Annotated in this window: 17 protein-coding genes and 1 other RNA gene; 3 read left to right on the top strand and 15 right to left on the bottom strand. The window is 49.4% G+C overall.

The window, feature by feature from the left end:
* The first annotated feature begins 63 nt into the window (after positions 1 to 63).
* Complete coding sequence (locus tag AC0L73_RS07665) at positions 64 to 705, top strand: HAD-IA family hydrolase (protein ID WP_473655247.1); 642 nt, start codon at positions 64 to 66, stop codon at positions 703 to 705.
* An 88-nt stretch (positions 706 to 793) separates the two neighbouring features.
* On the opposite strand, the gene AC0L73_RS07660 is transcribed toward AC0L73_RS07665, so the two are convergent.
* The 3 genes from AC0L73_RS07660 to AC0L73_RS07650 all read right to left on the bottom strand — a co-directional run bounded on the left by AC0L73_RS07660 (position 794) and on the right by AC0L73_RS07650 (position 4,093).
* On the bottom strand, positions 794 to 1,699 hold the full coding sequence (locus AC0L73_RS07660; RefSeq protein WP_473655246.1) for an AEC family transporter: 906 nt from the start codon (positions 1,697 to 1,699) through the stop codon (positions 794 to 796).
* 148 nt (positions 1,700 to 1,847) lie between these two features.
* On the bottom strand, positions 1,848 to 3,053 hold the full coding sequence (locus tag AC0L73_RS07655) for an adenylate/guanylate cyclase domain-containing protein (protein WP_473655245.1): 1,206 nt from the start codon (positions 3,051 to 3,053) through the stop codon (positions 1,848 to 1,850).
* Positions 3,041 to 4,093 (bottom strand): CHASE2 domain-containing protein, encoded by a 1,053-nt coding sequence (locus AC0L73_RS07650; protein ID WP_473655244.1) that lies wholly within the window; start codon positions 4,091 to 4,093, stop codon positions 3,041 to 3,043. The genes AC0L73_RS07655 and AC0L73_RS07650 overlap by 13 nt, the downstream gene beginning before the upstream one ends.
* A 283-nt stretch (positions 4,094 to 4,376) precedes the next feature.
* Here AC0L73_RS07650 and AC0L73_RS07645 point away from each other — a divergent pair, with 283 nt between their 5' ends.
* Together AC0L73_RS07645 and AC0L73_RS07640 are read left to right on the top strand one after the other, a co-directional pair.
* The gene (locus AC0L73_RS07645) at positions 4,377 to 5,648 is read left to right on the top strand and encodes a FecR family protein (protein ID WP_473655243.1); all 1,272 of its coding nucleotides are present in this window, start codon (positions 4,377 to 4,379) and stop codon (positions 5,646 to 5,648) included.
* Positions 5,590 to 8,418, top strand: a complete 2,829-nt coding sequence (locus AC0L73_RS07640) for a T1SS-143 repeat domain-containing protein (protein ID WP_473655242.1) — start codon at positions 5,590 to 5,592, stop codon at positions 8,416 to 8,418. Before AC0L73_RS07645 ends, AC0L73_RS07640 begins: the two co-directional genes overlap by 59 nt.
* On the opposite strand, the gene AC0L73_RS07635 is transcribed toward AC0L73_RS07640, so the two are convergent.
* From AC0L73_RS07635 to AC0L73_RS07580, 12 genes are all read right to left on the bottom strand, one after another.
* Positions 8,415 to 9,290, bottom strand: a complete 876-nt coding sequence (locus tag AC0L73_RS07635; protein WP_227952738.1) for an adenylate/guanylate cyclase domain-containing protein — start codon at positions 9,288 to 9,290, stop codon at positions 8,415 to 8,417. The genes AC0L73_RS07640 and AC0L73_RS07635 overlap by 4 nt on opposite strands.
* Before the next feature lie 39 nt (positions 9,291 to 9,329).
* Positions 9,330 to 9,668 carry a hypothetical protein gene (locus tag AC0L73_RS07630; protein WP_227952740.1) on the bottom strand — a complete coding sequence of 113 codons (339 nt, stop codon included), beginning with the start codon at positions 9,666 to 9,668 and terminating at the stop codon, positions 9,330 to 9,332.
* A 26-nt stretch (positions 9,669 to 9,694) separates the two neighbouring features.
* On the bottom strand, positions 9,695 to 10,573 hold the full coding sequence (locus tag AC0L73_RS07625) for a haloalkane dehalogenase (RefSeq protein ID WP_227952743.1): 879 nt from the start codon (positions 10,571 to 10,573) through the stop codon (positions 9,695 to 9,697).
* A 142-nt stretch (positions 10,574 to 10,715) separates the two neighbouring features.
* Positions 10,716 to 10,874, bottom strand: coding sequence for a hypothetical protein (locus tag AC0L73_RS07620; RefSeq protein ID WP_227952745.1), 159 nt, complete (start codon positions 10,872 to 10,874; stop codon positions 10,716 to 10,718).
* Positions 10,875 to 10,987: 113 nt separating this feature from the next.
* On the bottom strand, positions 10,988 to 11,194 hold the full coding sequence (locus AC0L73_RS07615) for a DUF4169 family protein (RefSeq protein WP_227952747.1): 207 nt from the start codon (positions 11,192 to 11,194) through the stop codon (positions 10,988 to 10,990).
* A gap of 87 nt (positions 11,195 to 11,281) precedes the next feature.
* Positions 11,282 to 11,533 carry a ribbon-helix-helix domain-containing protein gene (locus AC0L73_RS07610; protein ID WP_227952749.1) on the bottom strand — a complete coding sequence of 84 codons (252 nt, stop codon included), beginning with the start codon at positions 11,531 to 11,533 and terminating at the stop codon, positions 11,282 to 11,284.
* On the bottom strand, positions 11,526 to 13,145 hold the full coding sequence (locus AC0L73_RS07605; protein ID WP_227952751.1) for a fumarate hydratase: 1,620 nt from the start codon (positions 13,143 to 13,145) through the stop codon (positions 11,526 to 11,528). Before AC0L73_RS07605 ends, AC0L73_RS07610 begins: the two co-directional genes overlap by 8 nt.
* 54 nt (positions 13,146 to 13,199) lie before the next feature.
* On the bottom strand, positions 13,200 to 13,685 hold the full coding sequence (locus AC0L73_RS07600; RefSeq protein WP_227952753.1) for an SspB family protein: 486 nt from the start codon (positions 13,683 to 13,685) through the stop codon (positions 13,200 to 13,202).
* 97 nt (positions 13,686 to 13,782) lie between these two features.
* Positions 13,783 to 14,116: a transfer-messenger RNA gene (gene ssrA / locus AC0L73_RS07595) on the bottom strand.
* 41 nt (positions 14,117 to 14,157) lie between these two features.
* The gene (locus AC0L73_RS07590) at positions 14,158 to 14,652 is read right to left on the bottom strand and encodes a dihydrofolate reductase (protein WP_473655241.1); all 495 of its coding nucleotides are present in this window, start codon (positions 14,650 to 14,652) and stop codon (positions 14,158 to 14,160) included.
* Positions 14,653 to 14,659: 7 nt separating this feature from the next.
* Positions 14,660 to 15,454, bottom strand: a complete 795-nt coding sequence (locus AC0L73_RS07585; RefSeq protein ID WP_227952757.1) for a thymidylate synthase — start codon at positions 15,452 to 15,454, stop codon at positions 14,660 to 14,662.
* A gap of 107 nt (positions 15,455 to 15,561) precedes the next feature.
* Positions 15,562 to 15,900 (bottom strand): DUF1491 family protein, encoded by a 339-nt coding sequence (locus AC0L73_RS07580; protein ID WP_227952758.1) that lies wholly within the window; start codon positions 15,898 to 15,900, stop codon positions 15,562 to 15,564.
* Positions 15,901 to 15,904: the final 4 nt, after the last annotated feature.

The raw sequence follows: 15,904 nt of genomic DNA, 5'->3' as shown, positions 1-15,904 counted from the left end.
AGTAAGAATAAAATTCGGCGGTTGAATTATCTGTAATCGTCTTGCCAATAGGGAAAATTTCTAATGATAAAAGCCATCCTGTGGGATTTCGGCGGTGTTTTGACAACGAGCCCGTTTGAGGCCTTTGCGCGTTTTGAAAAGGAACGGGGGCTGCCCAAGGATTTTATTCGGCGCATAAACTCGACGAATCCCGACAGTAACGCCTGGGCAAAATTTGAGCGCAGTGACGTGACGATGGAAGAATTCGATAAACTGTTTGAATCGGAAAGTGGTGCTTTGGGGCATGCCATTCCGGGCACGGAAATTATTAAACTTCTCGCGGGTGATGTCCGGCCGAATATGGTCAATGCCCTCAAAATATGTGGCGAAAAATATAATTGTACTTGTCTGACGAATAACGTCGCCGCGGGCAAGGGTCATGGTATGACCCGGGACGCCGCTGCGCAAGCGGAGGTCGCGAATGTTATGACAATGTTCCGGCAGGTGATAGAATCAAGTAAGATCGGTCTGCGCAAACCAGACCCACGTATCTATGAGTATGCTTGCGAACAGATGGAAGTTATTCCGGAGGAAGTTGTCTATCTTGATGACCTTGGTATTAATCTAAAGCCAGCTGCGGCGATGGGGATGAAGACGATAAAGGTTGTCAGCGAAGCGCAGGCCCTAGAGGACCTTTCCGCAGCAGCGAACGTCTCATTTGCCTGACGGGCAACAATGGGCTGGATTGTATGATCTCAGCTCGTTTCTCTGTCATTTGTAAGGCAAGACGGTTCGGGAAGATGCTCCTCTGTCATTAAAGTGTGGTGATAGCCGACCACCAGATTGAAGCCGTCAGCATGGACAAAGGCACGCCGAGGCCGATCATCAGAACTACGAGGTCCGGCTCGAGATCGTACTCCATTGCGATAATGCTGGCGCCTAGCATCGGAGGCATGCCCATTTCCAGAATGGCGATTTTGGAGACTGGATCACCTAGTCGCCCAATCAGCAAATACATTAATAAGATTGCCGCAGGAGCGACGAGCAAACGAAACCCAAGTCCGAAGCTTAAGGCAATTAGTCTTCCGGAAAATCGATCAAACCTCAAGGAAAAGCCAACTGCTGCCAACGCCAATGGTGTGAGTGTTGCGGCTAGAGAATCAACGACATCGTTAATCCAGATTGGACGATCCAGATGGTTGGTGGCGATGGCTAATACAACTGCAATAAAAGGTGGAAAGGTTACAATGCGGCGCATCACCAATTTAATGTCGAAGGTACCTGAGCTGCATATCGTCGCAATTGAAATACCTACTATGGACAGGGCGAGGTAGGATCCGAACAGATCAATCACCAGCCCTAAGCCAAGCCATTGCACTCCAGCCAGGGCGGATATCATCGGCAGTCCGACAAACGATGTGTTTCCCCAACCGGCGACCAATAAAAGAGCCCCAATCCGTTGCCGTGACCAGCCAAAAAACCAGGCAACCGGGAGAAAGATAACAATTGAGATTGCGACGCCGATCCAAGGCGACGCCGCAGCAAGCCACCAGTCTGAGCTAATCGAAACATCATGCAAACTTTTGAGTGCCGCAGCTGGCAGTGCGACATTGATTACCCAGCCACCAAGTGCTTTCGAAGCATTATCCGGAAGACGCCCAGACCATCCAAGTACCAAGCCAATACTCAGGCAAATTAAAATAAGTTCGATCTGTTGCATGATGAGTTTTTCTCAAAAATTCTCTATGTCGAAACTCTTGTGTCATTACGAGGCGGAATAGGAAAACCGTTTTTTGGTGTACTCAGAAAAATTGGTTTATTCACCCTTCTGGCGCTGAGAGTTATTATTCGGTCCAAAATCCGACCAGTCATTTTGAAAGAGCTCGATAGACGCCATCCCAATCCAATGGCGGGGGCGTTTCTTTAAAACTGGAAATGCGATCCCGATAGAGGGTAACAAATTTTTCAAGGCGAGGATTCAGGTTTTCGATGATCGATAGCTTGTCCAAGGCTGCGCCCCAGTCTTTAGAAAAGTACAGCCCGAGAAATGTCTCAATGGCCTCTTTTGCCTCAATAAATTGGGGGCTTTTTGCATGATCCTCATCGCCGAGTAGTCCGAATATCTTGACGGCCTCCTGTTTGCCTTTCACAGCAATAAGGTCTAATTCAATCATAGCATAATTCGGGATAGAGGACGCGGTACTCTCACCGAGGATAATGCTGAAACCATACTCCTTTGTTTGGCCTTCAAGACGGGAGGCCAGATTGACTGGGTCGCCAAGAACGGAATAATCAAACCGCTGCTCAGATCCCAGATTGCCAACGATACACACTCCGGTGTTTAGGCCAATCCCGACCCGAAGCGCTTTGAACTCGCGGCTATCCAACTCGGCTTCTTTTTCCAGTTCCGCATTCAAGGCGGCAAGACGGACAATCATTCTCAACGCTGCATCCGCGGAATCCTTTGGATGGTGTGGATTCTCAAGGGGCGCATTCCAGAAAGCCATAATGGAATCGCCCATATATTTATCGATTGTCCCATTGTGATCAAGAATTTCGCCCGTCATCGGCGTTAGAAAGCGGTTGATCAGATGGGTCAGTCCTTGTGGGTTATGTTTATATCCTTCGGAAATGACGGTGAATTCACGAACGTCACAGAACATGAACGTCATTTCCCGCTCTTCGCCGCCGAGAACCAGGCTATCGGGTGACGCCGAAAGTCGCTTGACGAGTTCAGGCGAGAGATAATGGGCAAAGGCCGTTCGAATGCGCGTTCTCTCTTGTTCTGTGCCACGATAATTTGCATAAACCATTGTGATGTAGACAAGGATGGATATGAACAGGGTATAGCTTACATCTACCAGAATAGAGTTGGAGATGAAGAAATAGATCGATGAACTGGTTGCAGTGACCGAGATAAATACCAATAGCCCAAGAGTCGTTCGGGCTCCGGCAAGAGGCACCAGAATGATTAGCGCAAGACCGGTCAACAATGTGCCTGCCCATTCAAAAATGGCGATGAACTCCGGTCGAAACATATAGGTTTGTGTCCAAATGTTCTCTAGAAGCTGCAAATGCATCTCCACACCGGGTAGGTTCGATGTGAGGGGGACGCCCGTAGATCTTTCAGGCCGGTCGCCGAAGTGCCCACCAGAACAAGCTTTCCGCCCAGGACCTCTTCACCAATATCACCGTTAATGACGTCGAGGGCAGAAACATAAAGAGAAGGGTCATATGGTGCGTATTTTAACCAGATCCGTCCCTTTGTATCTGTTGGTACCAAAGTTCCCGCCACCTTGAAGCCGACGACTCCGTTTTCATTTGTCTGGATAATGACATTTCTCCCAGTCGCGACACGGAGCATGTCCAAGGCAAGGGAAGGTATAATCTGTCCTCCGATCCGATTGGCGAGCGGAATCCTGCGGACGATTCCATCAAAATCCTGATCAAGGCTGATCATGCCTCGTCCGGATGCGGCGATATCGAGTGTATCAATGTTCCCGATGAGAGCAGGGTAATTTCTCAAAAATGGTTTCGGATCATGGCCGAGAAGCGCGAAAGAGGGGATACGTCCAAGCCCCAAATTATTGGCACCAACACTTGCAGGGCTCACCGAAATGCCAAGGACAACACGGCTATCCTTGATCGCTCGTGCAAAAATGTTATCGAAAGAGGTCAGGGTGCTGAGTTGGCGCTGTAGTATAGGGGAAAGGTCAGGAATATTTTGTGACATTTCAGTCGGGGACAGGCGATCCGATTCGGCAAATAACATATCGAAACCGATGACGGCGGCACCGGCTTTTGTAGCATTTTCAACAAGTTTTGCGAGATATGATCGGGGCCAGGGCCATTGCCCTAGGTTCAGAAGGCTTTTCTCATCAATATCAATTACCACAACCGGGCGTGGATATTGCGCTTCGCGCGGTTGGGATTGCTGATAAACATCGAAGATACGATCCCTGAAACTGGAGAGAAACTGCGGGTCAGAAATTTGCAGAAACAAGGCTGCCATGAGGAGCACAAAGGCAGGGATGCGTCCGCCTCTGGCGAAGGAAAACCACCTAAGGCTGTTTGATTTTCTTGAGGGCTCTCGCCCTTTCCTTTTCTCCGCCATACGGGGGTCCACACTCTTTTGCGGGCTTCGTTGTCTGTACGATAGTTTATAGAAATTTCCAGTATTAACTATAGTTACCGAAAATTTTATGAAATTTGTTCAAAATGTGGCATAGTGGTTTCTTTCAAATAACAATACTTTATTAATTGCCCTAGAAGAGATTTTTTATTTCGCAAAAGTTTGGGCAAATATTTTTGACAACTTGTTTTAGCCGTTCGACGGTCTTATTTGATTTTTACTGACGGACGAAGAACAGGATGTGCTGCCGAAGGGTAATTAAAGAATGAAACAGAATAATATTTCGGACCTTGGTGGCAACCCCCTTGCAACTCATGAAATTTCTGACGGCAACCCAGTCCAGTTGGGGGACGAGATCAAGCCACTTATCGCGGAATATTCTCGCGAAGGTGTCAATCTAAATCTGAGTTCCGATACGGGCGATTACATTACGATATATGACTATTTTTTTACCGGAAATGCCGTCGACCTTATAACCGATGGTGGCGCGCGTATTCCGGCGGATCTGGTTGTCAAGCTTGCCGGGCCGGGACCAATGGCACAGTCCGCCGGTACGCAAGCCGATGCGGATGGCCCGATAGGCGAAGTCTCGGAGTTATCCGGAACAGTGACTGCGCGCCATGCGGATGGAACCAGTGAAGAGCTGGTTCCGGGCGGCGCGGTTTTTCAGGGTGACGTCATTGAGACGGCGAGTGGCTCATCTTTCACCATAGTGTTTGGCGATGATACGCAATTCTCCATGGGGGAGAATGGTCGTGCCGTTCTTGATGAAATGATCTACAATCCCTCCTCGGGTGATGGGAAGTTTGGCGTTTCCCTTTTGCAGGGCGTCTTCTCGCTGGTTAGCGGACAAATCGCCAAAGATGACCCGGAAAATGTAGACGTAAGGACACCTGTCGGCACCATCGGTATTCGCGGCACGAGTTGGTCCGGGCATGTGAAGAACATCGGTGAAGAAACGATTTTCACGCTTTTTACCGGTGCGATTGTTATCACTAATGAGGCTGGTTCGCAGCTGTTGGATGTTCCGAACCAATCCGTCTTTGTCACTAGCTTTTCGGCATTGCCGAGTGTTCCCTTCATTCTGACAGGGGAGCAGCTTTTCAATATCTACGGAGAGGCATTGCGGCTGGTGAATCCGGAATGGTTCGATGATGAGGATAACTTCGATCCGGATGAGATTTCACCGGAAGCGGGCAGGCGTGCACAAACGGGCGGGGGTGCAAATTTTCAGCCGTTCAGCGAGGGTGGCATTGATGGTGGCCAATCGATAGGTGATCTCCTCCGCGCGGCGGGATTGCTCACGGGGACAGATCTTGAGTTTCGTAATACTCAGAATAGTGAGGAAATTATTGGCCTAGGCCCACAGACAGGCTTAAACGTCGTCTCGGTTGTAGATCAGGAATCAGGTGATCTGGAAAGCTTTCAAATATTTATTACCCTAACCGAACCAACGAATGTCCCAGTGACGGTAACGTATGAGATCTCGCGCGGGTTCCGCGTCGGGAACAGGGTCCGGACTTCCTGGCGATCTTGATTTTATTAGTAATGGCGACGGGACAATTACTATTCCGCCCGGCGCAACCGAAGCGGCTTTCACAGTAACAGTTATCGATGATGATGTTATTGAGGATCTTGAATTCTTTATTGTTGCCATTACTGGCGCAGAAAATGCGGATATTGACATCACTTCCGGTCAGGCTTTGGTTGTTATCACTGATGACGACATCGGGTTGGTTACGATGTCTGAGGTTACGGTTGGTGGGGTTGGGATCGGCGAAGGCGATCTCTCTGTCGGAGAGGGTGCCGGTGCGCTATCCTTTACTCTCACACTCGACAAGGCCGTCGCACCCGGTGTTACGGTAAGTGTAAACTATCAGATTACGGGCACGGTAACGGCGGGCAGTGACTATACGACTGACACTGTTCAGACCATTACATTTGACGGCGGTGAAACAGGTCTGGCTCCCGGGGCGACTACGACCATTGTCATACCAATTCTTGATGACAGTCTTTTTGAAGGACCGGAATCGCTGACACTCTCACTGGTCGGTGCATCTAGTAATGCAACAATCGACACAGATTCTGCGTCTGTCACCTTAACAATCGAGGATAATGACGATCCAGTCGTTGTGGAGGAGGGAACGCCCGCAGAACTAGTAGAAACGGAAGAGGGGGATGTAATTGAAGGTGCCTCCTTAGGCATTGGTGGCGGCAGCGGCGAAATTTCTGCGGTGACCTTCGATACAAGCCAGGCGAATTTTGATGCGGCTGGTCTTACCTCCAACAGTGTGCCGATTGTTCTTTCCGGGCTGGGAACGAATATTGTGACTGGGGCCGCCGGAGGCGTAACGGTTTTCACGGTCACACTGAATACCGATGGTACCTATGACATGTCGTTGGTAGGGCCGATTGATCATCTCGGAAGCGACGGAGAAAATGTTGCGGATCTTTCGTTTGATCTCGCCCTTTCTGTCACTGATACGAACAATTCATCTGCTACCGGCACATTGACTGTCGAAATTGAAGATAGCGGGCCTGCTTTAGGTGCCGCAGCGGACATTTTTGTTGATGAGGATGATCTCCCCGCTGGTGGAGATGTGGCTCCGGAGTCAACCTCTGTAAACGGGATTGCGGAAATTGATTTTGGCCTTGATGGAGCGGGAGCCGTGATACTTGATATCAGCGAATTACCGGCCATTACGTCTGGCGGGGATCCCGTTGTTTATGAACTTGTGACGCTCGCGGATGGCATAACGCAACAGGTCATTGCGACAGCGATCCCCGATGGCGGCGCGCCGGCGCGCCCTGTATTCCTGTTGGATTTCGGCCCGAATGGCGATGGTGATAACTATGGATATACATTGACGCTTAACGATGTTGTCGATCATTCGGGTGTGGGGGAGGATGGACTGGCGCTCCCCTTTTCATATGATGTGGTAGATCAGGATGGATCCGTGATTAGTGGGTCTTTCACCGCTACGATTGTTGATGACGTGCCAATTGCAAGTTCAGATGCTGTTGAATTACCGGCACCAATGTTACCGGCGTATAATCTTGTTTTTGTCCTCGATGTTTCGGGGTCGATGGCTAGTTTTGTTCCAGGGACGGGACAAACCCGCATACAAATTCTAAGGGCTGCCGTGGACAATGTTCTATCGGAATATGAGGCTGTTTCGAGTGAGACCAAAATCACGATTATTGGCTTTGCGGCTGCCTCGTCCGTGGTTTTTGAAGGTACTTCCGTTCAGGCGGCTCAAGATTTCGTTATGGACACGGGCAATCTGGCGCCAGGGGGCGCAACGAATTACGCGGCCGCGATTGCAAATAACGAAAACGGCGCACAGGGAATCCTTGAGGCGGACCTCGCTGATCCTACATTAGCTTTCGATCAGACCACTGTTTACTTTATTTCCGACGGGGAACCGAGTGGCGGGCAAGAGGTGCCGACGGACGGTGGAAATGAATGGCAGCAATTTGTTGACAGCAATGACATTGAAGTCGTTGCCGTGGGGCTGGGGTCCGGCATAAGCACGGCTGAACTGGCGAAAGTTGAAAATGCGGCGGATGAACCAACCGTCGTGATTGATCCGGGCGACCTCGGGTCAGTTCTGGTCGACACTATTCCCGTCGTGGAGACGGATAACGTCGTCAGTTCTGGCGCAATAGACCAGCTCGGCGCAGATGATGGGACCTTGACGTTGCTTGTCCACAATGGCACGGAATATGCTATCCCGCAAAATGGTGATCCTCTTATCGTTGAGTCTGACCTTGGCGGTAGTCTCTCGATTGATGCTGCCGGGGACTATACTTATACTGCTCCGGACCAGGCTGGTCCCGGTGAGGTGGAGAGTTTCGAATATGTGTTGACCGATGGCGATGGTGATACCAGTAGTGCATTTTTGACCTTCACTTTCGTCGACGGAAGCGCAGGCGGATTAGCCGTCTTGTCGGCCTTCACCGTTTCGCCGAGTGTTGTCGAGAAAAGTGACGAAAGTGAGCAGCTGTTTGGAAGTCCGGGAGCGGATGTCTTTGCCTTTACAGCGGCCGACACTGGAGATGTGACAATCACCGATTTTGACGTCACTGAAGACAGCATAAACCTTGATCAGATATTTGATGATCTTGGTATTCTCGTAGATGAACGCGGCAATGGAGAGGCTTGGGAACTTGGGGAAATGGATGGTAAGGCTACGCTTTCTATGCTTGTCGCAAATGGTCCGACTATAATTTTCGATAATTATGTCAATCCGGATGTGCAGGCTCTTGAAGACATTGCCTCAAGGATCATTGTTGATGAATCTTAACGATCGCGCTTTCGATTGTGAGATTTGATTTCAGCTACTTTACGCTTTTCCCAGTCTTCCGCCCTGTGCCCAATGCCGAATATCCGAACAGCATCCGTTATCAAAATAAAGAGAAATGGACCTGCAGGCCATAGAAACCACCAATAGTTGGGCGATGTGGTCATGTTAATTACGAAAAGAAACAGAATGATTGTCCCGAAGGTAAGCGCGCGACGATAAAAACCTGCCTGCCTTTTTACATATGCCCGAATTCGTTTGTCTTCCTCGGTATCTTCTTCCGTGTCTTGGGGCGTGCCGTCAGATAGGGGAATATGATAGGTCGACGAGTGAGGCTGTTTATCGGGCATTTCGCTCAAAGATAGGGAATAAACTGCGACGGGTTCGGCAATGTTTTTGACGCCCTTGTTTCCAAGAAACTTAAATTCCCGGGGGAGCTTGTTTTTGACCTGATCAAAGACAGAGCCGGAAATACAAATGCCGCCCACAGGTGCCATTGCCTCCAATCTCGCAGCTACATTGACACCATCGCCGAAAATGTCGTCTTCTTCGATGATGACATCGCCAAGATTGATTCCGATGCGATAGAGCATCTGGTCGTTCGCCGGGAGGGATGCGTTTTCCTTATTGATCGTGTTCTGGACTTCGACAGCGCATTGCACGGCTTTTACGACACTCGAAAATTCGCAGACGAGCCCGTCGCCTGTCATATTGACGATGCGGCCCCCATGACGATCAATAACTTCCCGGAAAATTTCCCGCGTTATTTTCAGCCGGTTGAGGGTTTTTCCCTCATCATCACTCATCAGACGACTATATCCGGCGACATCCGCACAAAGGATTGTGGTCAGTTTTCTGTCCAAATCAACATTCATTGGCGGTACATTCTCCGGCTACGCGCTATTTACTTTGTCCTAGTGATCAGATGCCGTTAAAAATTTGTCCTCAAGCCCGGTAGAAAAGTTGAGCCCTTCCGCCGTCAGCAAGATTTCCTCTTCCCAGTTTTCGCGAACAAGGCCCTTGCGGCTGAGCGCAGTCCAAACAGACTTATTGTTCAGGCCACTGGCGTCCCGGCTCAACACCGTATAATCCCCGACATGCATGTGATTGCCATGGGCATGGGGCAGGCGAGTAATGCGGACATCACCATTATCGCCAGCTGGGCTGGAACTATCGGCGTCGCGTGCCAGTATTTGCAGCAGAGCCAGAGTCTTGCTTTGAAGGGCGTTCAGTTTAATTCGCTTTTTTTCCACAATAGTTTCCGCTGAAAAGATGTGATCTATGATTTTGTTACAAATTCTGAAATAGCCTGACCAATCTCGTCCGGGCTGTCTTCCTGAACGAAATGTAGCCCCTTGACGGTTACCTCCGTCTGGTTTGGCCATGATCGGCAGTATTCGCGTTGAGGTCCGACAAGTATGGAGCCGGGGTCTGCATTGATGAACAGCTTGGGCATGTCAGATTTGCTAAGCCAAGCGGAATAATCATCAACAATCTTCACCACGTCTTCAGGCTCTCCGGCAATGGGTATTTGCCGAGGCCAAGTCAGTGTTGGGCGTCGGTCTTCCCCGGCATTTCGGAACGGCCGGGTATATTCGCGCTGCTCATCATCCTCAAGTTTGCGGATGATGGAGGAGGGTAAAACCCGTTCGACAAAGATATTTTTCTCAAGGATGAGGTCTTCACCAGCGGGGCTACGGAACGCTTGAAAAATATTCCGGGCACTCTCGGGCCAATCATCCCAACTGGCAATAGTTTGAACGATTGCTTCCATATAGACGAGGCCTTTCATCGCAGACTGATTCTGGTAGGCCCAATCGAATCCTAGTGCAGAGCCCCAGTCATGAACGACGAGGGTGACGTTATCCTCAACCATTAAATAAGCAAGCAGATCGTTCAGAAAAGCTCGATGTTCCTTGAATGTGTATCGGTCCGGACCACTGTCATGTAGTTTCTCGGAATCGCCCATACCGATAAGATCCGGCGCAATCAGGCGCCCGCGTCCTTCCAGATGTGGCATAACATTGCGCCATAAATAGGATGATGTCGGGTTCCCGTGTAAAAATATTATCGGATCACCTTCGCCCTCCTCAATATAGGACATTTTAAGCCCCCGGATGGTCGCCGATTTCTTCTTATATCTTAATGCAGCCGTCACGCTAGGTTTGTCTCCCTGATTGCTGATTTCGTAAAAGTTACGCAAGTGAGCATCTGCCCGGATAATAACGCGAGCGCATGAATTTACACAACAAAAGAAGTCAGATGCCAAATTGGCTATGGAGAACAGCGGAGTGAAGTCTTCAGGATGGGCGCAAGCGCGTTTTTTCCTGATAGGTTTTTACAACTTCTATAACATCATTAACGGTTAGCCCGTCTCGCTTCAAAACAGCCAAAATAACAGGATCTGCCAGCAAATCTTGCAATGCGGGTTCTTGGTATTTCCGTACACCGGTTTCCATTTATACCTCCTATTGCGCTCGCCTTTGCGACACGCCGCTACTCAATAGAAGAAGGTTGAGTCATTTCTATGACGTTAATCTGCTATTTTTAAATGAAATGTGTAAAGAATTAGCTAATTTTCGGAAGGTGTATCCTCCTCGCTTTGGCCGGGCAGTTTTTTCTGGTCAAGCAAGGCGTCCCGCTTTTTCTTTTTGTCCAAATCCTTCTTTTTCTGCGCGGAGGTCCGGCCAAAACTCGCCCGGTTGTTCCGGGCCAAATCTTCTGCTGCCTTACGATTTCGTTCCTTACGAAACTGATTCAGATTGACGATATCACCCATGTTGATAACGACCTCTATTCATTGTTACTGCTAACTTTATATAGGGATGGCGTAGGGCAATCCCAAAATAAAATTTGCAGAAAGCCCCTAATCCTGCTTCTTTTCGAGAAGCTCCTCCAGTACAAAAAGACGAATTGCGCTAGAGAGATTTCCTTGACGTGTCGCGTCTATTTTTGTGATCAGTTCGTTAATGCTAAGGTTCTGGCGCTTGGCGTTTTTTTTGAACAGTTCCCAGAATTTCCGCTCCAGCGACACACTGGTCCGATGGCCGGAAATACTCACCGAATGCTTGACAATATCCGTGGGAGCAGGCCCGGCCGCAAAGGGTTCCTTAGTCATCTTTCTTTCGGGCGAAAAAGTCATTCCCCTTGTCATCCATGACGATAAAGGCCGGGAAGTCCTCGACTTCAATGCGCCATATTGCCTCCATTCCAAATTCCTCGAAGGCCTGTACTTCAACTTTTTTGATATTATTCTGCGCGAGGATTGCGGCCGGACCGCCAATGGAGCCAAGGTAAAATCCACCGTGCTTATTGCAGGCGTCAACAACAGCCTTGCTGCGGTTGCCCTTAGCAAGCATCACCATACTGCCACCTTCGGCCATGAACTGATCAACATAGCCATCCATTCGGCCGGCAGTCGTTGGCCCGAAAGAACCTGATGCATAGCCTTCCGGTGTTTTAGCGGGACCAGCGTAATAGATGATATGATCCTTGAAATACTGTGGTAATCCTTCGCCACTTTCCAGAAGTTCGCGCAATTTGCGATGGGCGAGATCGCGGGCGACAATAATTGTACCGCTCAGACTCAGGCGGGTTTTGATAGGATATTGCGAAAGCGTCGCCAGAATATCTTTCATGGGCCTGTTAAGGTCAATTTTTACCACTTCATCATTGAGATCCGTGTCCGTGACCTCCGGTAGATACTTGGCGGGGTTGGTCTCCAATTGCTCGATAAAGACCCCTTCTTTGGTGATCTTGCCCTTAACCTGACGATCCGCAGAGCAGGAGACGCCGATCCCGATTGGTACACTTGCGCCATGGCGGGGCATTCGGATAACACGGACATCATGACAGAAATACTTGCCACCGAACTGTGCACCAATCCCGATCCCTTGCGAAATTTTCAGGACTTCCTGCTCCATTTCCAGATCACGAAAGGCGCGGCCATGTTCATTTCCCGTGGTGGGCAACGCATCGTAATACTTGGTAGAGGCAAGTTTGACAGTCTTCATAGTGTCTTCTGCAGAAGTGCCGCCAATGACTAATGCAAGGTGGTACGGCGGGCAAGCGGCCGTTCCGAGAGACATTAACATTTCCTCGATAAATGGTACCAGACGTTCAGGCGTCAATACACTCGGCACGGCCTGATGGAGGAAGGTTTTGTTGGCTGAGCCGCCACCCTTGGCTACGAAGAGAAATTCATAAGAATCGCCATTTATGGCATACAGGTCGATCTGAGCAGGCAGGTTCGTACCTGTGTTCTTTTCTTCAAACATGCTGATCGGCGCCAGCTGCGAATAACGGAGATTTGTTTCGGTATAAGTCTTGTAGACGCCTCGGGAAAGCTGCTCTTTATCAGTTCCGTCAGTCCAGACATATTGGCCCTTTTTGCCCATAATTATCGCCGTGCCGGTATCCTGACATCCTGGCAGAACCATACCGGCCGCAATATTGGCATTCTTAAGAAGCTCCGTTGCAACGAATTTGTCATTTTTAGAGGCTTCGTCATCTTCAAGAATTTTCGCAAGCTGCTGAAGATGCTTGGGCCGCAACAGATGGGCAACATCATGCATTGCTTCCGCCGCGAGCAGGCTTAGTGCCTCTGGTTCCACTTTCAGGATTTGCTTGCCGTCCACGTCGATTGTTGAAACATAATCAGAGGTCAGTTTGCGATATGGGGTGTCGTCTTTCCCGAGGGAAAACATGTCCTGATAGTGAAATTCGGGCATGGGCTGGCTTTCAGTTGATGTCGAAACAGAAGAACGGGTTGTTTGGAAGATTAGCTATTTTTTACGGAATGCATCAAGGGTTATTACTTCCCCTTGTTTCTCTGGTACGCCGTTTGCTTCCTCATCTGCAGTTTTCGCAGGTTCCGTTAGGGTAGCTTCAGGAGCGGACACGGTCTCGCTTTCGGGAGTAGTTACAGAGAACTGTAAGCCGAACTGTACAGACGGATCGGCAAAAGCCGTTAAGGCATCAAAGGGAACCTTTAACGTCTCACGTTTGTGATTAAAACTCAGGTCGACGGTGAAGTAGTCCTGCTCCACAACGATATCCCAAAATTGGTGCTGCAGCACTATTGTCATTTCATCTTTATAGCGCTCAGACAGATGTGTCGGCACGGAAACCCCGGGGTAGGAGGTTTTAAAGGTAATATAGAAATGCTGGTCCCCTGGCAGGCCGTTGACCGCAGCATGACGAAGCGCATTGCGAACTACTTCCAGCAGCGCATTTTCAACCATTTTCGTGTAATTGATTTCGTCATCCATGTCGTGAATAATCCCCGCCTTCGACGCTTTTTACTTAATTACATTAATTCAATTTATGCGACGAGATGCCGGCTAAGGCATCGCGTGATGTAGAACAAGTGAAGGGGCTTCTGTTGCCAGGTGCCCCTCCGAACCCCGTGTAGTGCGATTAAGCAGCTACGGCAAATGCTTCGTTATTATCGTTAGCATTTATAAAAATGACCCGATATCGGTGGTATCATACCGAGCAAAAATTACATCTTTACTGCGCGCGTCGAGCCTATTTCGCCCCCATCAAAAAGACAGTTGTATTCTTGTATATTACTGTCTTTATGGTGGAGGCGCCGGGTACCGCCCCCGGGTCCGCAACGTTTATTCCATGCAACGTTTATCGCCATAGTTGGTTACCCAACATCATGAATATAATTCTTTTGCGTTGATATTAAAAGGGGCGATCGCGGCAATTTTTTTTAAGGCTGTTTCCGCTTGAGTGTTATGAAACTGTGATCGTAAGTATCTTTTTCCGATTTTTTATGAAACTCGCGTGATAGTTCGGTCCAACTCGCCGGGTCAAGTTCCGGAAAAAAGTGTCTCCGGTTACTGTCGCATGCACCCGGGTGAGATATATTTGGTCCAGCATTTCCATGGCTTGTCGATATATTTCCGCTCCGCCAATTATAACCATTTCGCGGGCGTCAATTCGTTGCGCAGCATCTTTGCCTAAACGTATGGCCTCATCAAGGCTATGTGCAACGATAGCACCTTCAGCAATGAAATCAGGGTCGCGGGTAATCACGATGTGGGGGCGCCCGGGAAGCATGCCGGGCAGGGATTCAAATGTCTTTCGTCCCATTATGATTGGTTTGCCGGTGGTTGTTGCCTTGAACCATCTCAGATCATTTGAAAGGCGCCATGGCAAGCCATTATCCACGCCGATTACCTGATTTTCAGAGACGGCAACCATGGCCGAGAGGAGAATGGAGGGCATTGCGGACCTAAACGGCAACCTGCGCCGGGATATGTGGGGCGGCCTGATATCCTTCGAGATTGAAATCATCAAAAGTGAAGGCAAAAATGTCTTTGATGTCGGGGTTGATCTGCATGGTGGGCAGTTTGCCTGGGATGCGTTCCAGTTGCAAATCCGCCTGCTCAATATGATTGGAATAAAGATGCGTATCACCAAAACTGTGGATAAATTCGCCCGGCTTCAGTTCACACACTTGCGCCATCATCATGGTAAGCAAGGCGTAAGACGCTATATTAAACGGGACACCAAGGAACACATCAGCGCTGCGTTGGTATAGCTGGCAAGAAAGTCTGCCGTCTGCCACATAAAACTGAAAAAGACAATGACAGGGCGGTAGAGCCATATTGTCAACTTCCGCCGGGTTCCAGGCGCTGACAATCAGGCGGCGAGAATTTGGATTAGTTTTGACCTGGTTGATGAGATTAGTAATTTGATCAATTGAGCCACCGTCGGGGCGTGGCCAGGACCGCCACTGCGCGCCGTAAACCGGGCCGAGATCACCATTCTCATCGGCCCAATCATCCCATATCCGCACACCATTTTCTTTGAGATATCGGATATTTGTCTCGCCGGAAAGAAACCAGAGTAATTCATGTATGATGGACTTCAGATGCAGCTTCTTGGTCGTGAGCACCGGGAACCCCTGGGAGAGATCAAAGCGCATCTGATGGCCGAAAATGCTATAGGTTCCGACGCCTGTGCGATCCGACTTGAAAACGCCCTGGTGGCGAACGGTGCGCAAAAGATCTAGATATTGTTGCATCAAGCGGGTTCCTGTTGAATCTAAGGCATATGTAGTATGAGAATAAGTTAAGCCTGTGACGAATGCCAGCCCAAATTAAGCGGGATTACATCACCGTTCTGGTAATTTCATTCAATTTTTTCGTCCAGAAATGCGCGACCTTCTCTATCCTCAATTTCCAGCACCCACAAATCAGGATCGTTTTTAACTCGCCTGTCAATATAGGCGTCGGCGTCTGCTTCCTCAACCCAGTCAGGGCCCGTTCCTTTCAGCCACATGCGTGCGCCGTCATCGAAATTCGTCGTGGGGGAGAGAACCATACAGCCCGGCCCCAAGCGGTTTATTTTCAACAAGACAGATCCCGCCGTCTCATCGCCGCGCCGGGTTACCATAACCGGCACATTAAGCGTGGCGCATTTACGGATATGGGCTTTGATCCAAATCTCGGCTTTCAGGCGAGGTTCCAAAGTA

It is taken from the genome of Sneathiella sp. D3-11 (genome assembly GCF_055809395.1).
The sequence above is the reverse complement of the archived record's forward strand: the minus strand, read 5'-3'. Positions and strand labels throughout refer to the sequence as shown.

Coding starts and splice junctions, on each gene's coding strand:
- AC0L73_RS07665 (WP_473655247.1), top strand. CDS start 64: ATGATAAAAGCCATCCTGTGGGATTTCGGCGGTGTTTTGACAACGAGC.
- AC0L73_RS07660 (WP_473655246.1), bottom strand. CDS start 1,699: ATGCAACAGATCGAACTTATTTTAATTTGCCTGAGTATTGGCTTGGTA.
- AC0L73_RS07650 (WP_473655244.1), bottom strand. CDS start 4,093: ATGGCGGAGAAAAGGAAAGGGCGAGAGCCCTCAAGAAAATCAAACAGC.
- AC0L73_RS07645 (WP_473655243.1), top strand. CDS start 4,377: ATGAAACAGAATAATATTTCGGACCTTGGTGGCAACCCCCTTGCAACT.
- AC0L73_RS07640 (WP_473655242.1), top strand. CDS start 5,590: ATGAGATCTCGCGCGGGTTCCGCGTCGGGAACAGGGTCCGGACTTCCT.
- AC0L73_RS07635 (WP_227952738.1), bottom strand. CDS start 9,290: ATGAATGTTGATTTGGACAGAAAACTGACCACAATCCTTTGTGCGGAT.
- AC0L73_RS07620 (WP_227952745.1), bottom strand. CDS start 10,874: ATGGAAACCGGTGTACGGAAATACCAAGAACCCGCATTGCAAGATTTG.
- AC0L73_RS07615 (WP_227952747.1), bottom strand. CDS start 11,194: ATGGGTGATATCGTCAATCTGAATCAGTTTCGTAAGGAACGAAATCGT.
- AC0L73_RS07610 (WP_227952749.1), bottom strand. CDS start 11,533: ATGACTAAGGAACCCTTTGCGGCCGGGCCTGCTCCCACGGATATTGTC.
- AC0L73_RS07605 (WP_227952751.1), bottom strand. CDS start 13,145: ATGCCCGAATTTCACTATCAGGACATGTTTTCCCTCGGGAAAGACGAC.
- AC0L73_RS07600 (WP_227952753.1), bottom strand. CDS start 13,685: ATGGATGACGAAATCAATTACACGAAAATGGTTGAAAATGCGCTGCTG.
- AC0L73_RS07590 (WP_473655241.1), bottom strand. CDS start 14,652: ATGCCCTCCATTCTCCTCTCGGCCATGGTTGCCGTCTCTGAAAATCAG.
- AC0L73_RS07585 (WP_227952757.1), bottom strand. CDS start 15,454: ATGCAACAATATCTAGATCTTTTGCGCACCGTTCGCCACCAGGGCGTT.